This is a genomic window from Actinomadura rubrobrunea NBRC 15275 (genome assembly GCF_001552235.1).
In the GTDB taxonomy this organism is placed as follows: domain Bacteria; phylum Actinomycetota; class Actinomycetes; order Streptosporangiales; family Streptosporangiaceae; genus Spirillospora; species Spirillospora viridilutea.
The window spans coordinates 1-2,056 of the sequence record NZ_BCQU01000195.1; the positions used below are offsets into that span (position 1 = coordinate 1).

Here is a 2,056-nt window from a genome sequence, read left to right on the forward strand (position 1 = left end):
GGCGCCCGCCCGCCGCCGCGGCCAGCGCGACCCCCGCGCCGGTCAACCCGGCCGCCACCGCGAGCGCCGTGCCGGGCCGCACCCGGCCGGACGGGATGGGGCGCTCGGGGCGCTCGACCGCGTCCAGCCGCCGGTCGGCATAGTCGTTGAGGGCCATCCCGGCCCAGTACAGGCACACCGACGCCGCCGCCAGACCGGCCGGCCCGCGCACTTCGCGCAGGCCGCCCGCGGCGGCCGCGCCGGACAGCACGTCGCCCGGTACGGACAGCGCGGCGGGCGCCCGCACCAGCTCCACGAGCGCCCTCATCGGCAGCCCCGGGCGGCGAAGGCGCACAGCGCGTCGTACTGCGCGGCCAGGTCGTGCGTCGACGTGCCGATCGGGTCCTTGAAGAAGTAGGCGAGCTCCGGCAGGGGACCGACGCGCCCGGCCGCGTGCGCCGCGGCGACCAGCCGGGCCAGGTCGAGCACGAGCGGCGCCGCGAGCGCCGAGTCGTACCCCTGCCAGGTGAACTGCAGCGTCATCCGGGCGCCCAGGAAGCCCTGGAAGGTCACGTGGTCCCAGGCGGTCTTCTGCTCGCCCAGGTCGGCGACGTAGTCGATGTGCAGCGGCCCCTCGACCGGGTAGCCGAGCGTCTCGGAGACCAGGCGGCCCTTGGAGTCCAGCTTGCTGGCCGCCGCCTGCGGGTCGGCCAGGTTCGCGCCGTCGCCGCCGCCCAGCAGGTTGGTGCCCGCCCAGGACCCGACCCGCAGGTTGCGTCCGGCGAACATCGGCGCCAGCGCCGCCTTGACCAGCGTCTCGCCCGTCTTGCCGTCGTTGCCCGCGTACGGGACGGCGCGTTCGCGGGCCAGCTCCGCCAGCGCGGGCAGCCGGGCGCCGACCGACGGGGTGAAGTCGACGTGCCCGCAGCCCGCCTCGAACGCCGCGTAGGCGTAGCAGGCGCTGGCGGGCAGCACCATCGTGCCGGCGTCGATCGCGCGCCGCAGGGCGGCCAGGGTGGCGTGCTCGGGCCGCGCCGGGGTCGGCGGTTCGGTCGCCGTCACGTTCACCACCACGACGCGGTCCAGGCCGTGCCGGTCGCGGAAGGCGGTGATGTCGTCGACCAGGCGGCGCAGCGTCCCGGCCGGGTCGCGGGTGCGGCCGTCGGCGCCGCCGGTGACGATGTCGGCCTCGACGGCGGCCAGGTCGTCGCGCAGCCGCGCGGGCAGGCCGTGCGGGACCACGCCCGCGTCGGCCAGCCGCTCGGCGCGTTTGAGCAGCGGGACGTCCACCAGGTCGTGGCCGCCGAACACCAGGTCGCTCACCGCGGGCAGCCCGCCGTCGGGGAAGCCGGGCGCCTCGCAGACGAGTCCGACGCGTTCGGCGAGCCCGGCACGGACGGCCAGCGCTCCGAGGATCGCCGTGGTCGCCACCGATCCGCGGGCGCCCGCCAGCCACACGCCGGTACCGCTCATGTTCAACCGCTCCTCGCTCGGTGCCGCGTTCCAAGCGGAACGCGGGGGTGGGTTCGCGCTGTCGGGATGCAGTCGTGGTCAGTCGGTCGGGGGTGGTTTCCGGTTCGGGGGTACGCGTCTTCACGATCGGCCACGAAACCGACTTTGTCCAGAGAGTGCGAGAAGTTAGTCACAGAATCGGCCAAGTGCTTTCCTGGTTCCGCAAAAGTCGTTAGTCTCCGGAACGAAACAGGTGTACGCGAACGCGTGACGTGGGCGTCGGCCGCCGACGTGACACGGTTTCGGCCTTTTACGGGACGGAAGGTTCTAGCATTAAGAGCGAAAGCACGGGGGTCACGCGGGGGTTCGAGGCGATGCGGACGATGGCTCGGCCCGAGAACGGGCATCAGGCCCGTCTGCTCGGCCTGCTCCGCGACGACGGCCCGCGCTCCCGCGCCGAGCTCGGCGACGTGGTGCAGCTGTCCCGCTCCAAACTGGCCGTCGAGCTCGACCGGCTGATCGAACTGGGCATGGTCGAGTCCGCCGGGCTGGCCGCCTCCCGGGGCGGCCGCCGCTCGGGCATCGTCCGGCTGTCGTCGCGGCTGCGCTTCGCCGGCATCGACAT

Annotated in this window: 2 protein-coding genes and 1 pseudogene; 1 reads left to right on the forward strand and 2 read right to left on the reverse strand. The window is 74.3% G+C overall.

Translation table 11 applies throughout. The features are described 5' to 3' along the window. On the reverse strand, positions 1–307 hold a 307-nt coding region (locus tag AR3_RS28955; protein ID WP_169803918.1), incomplete at its 3' end, for a UbiA family prenyltransferase. Beyond that, positions 304–1,452 carry an inositol-3-phosphate synthase gene (locus AR3_RS28960; protein WP_067918799.1) on the reverse strand — a complete coding sequence of 383 codons (1,149 nt, stop codon included), beginning with the start codon at positions 1,450–1,452 and terminating at the stop codon, positions 304–306. The genes AR3_RS28955 and AR3_RS28960, both read right to left, overlap by 4 nt. Positions 1,453–1,805: 353 nt before the next feature. Between AR3_RS28960 and AR3_RS28965 the strand changes: the two are divergent. Further along, positions 1,806–2,056: pseudogene (locus AR3_RS28965) on the forward strand (sugar kinase); the annotation flags it as partial.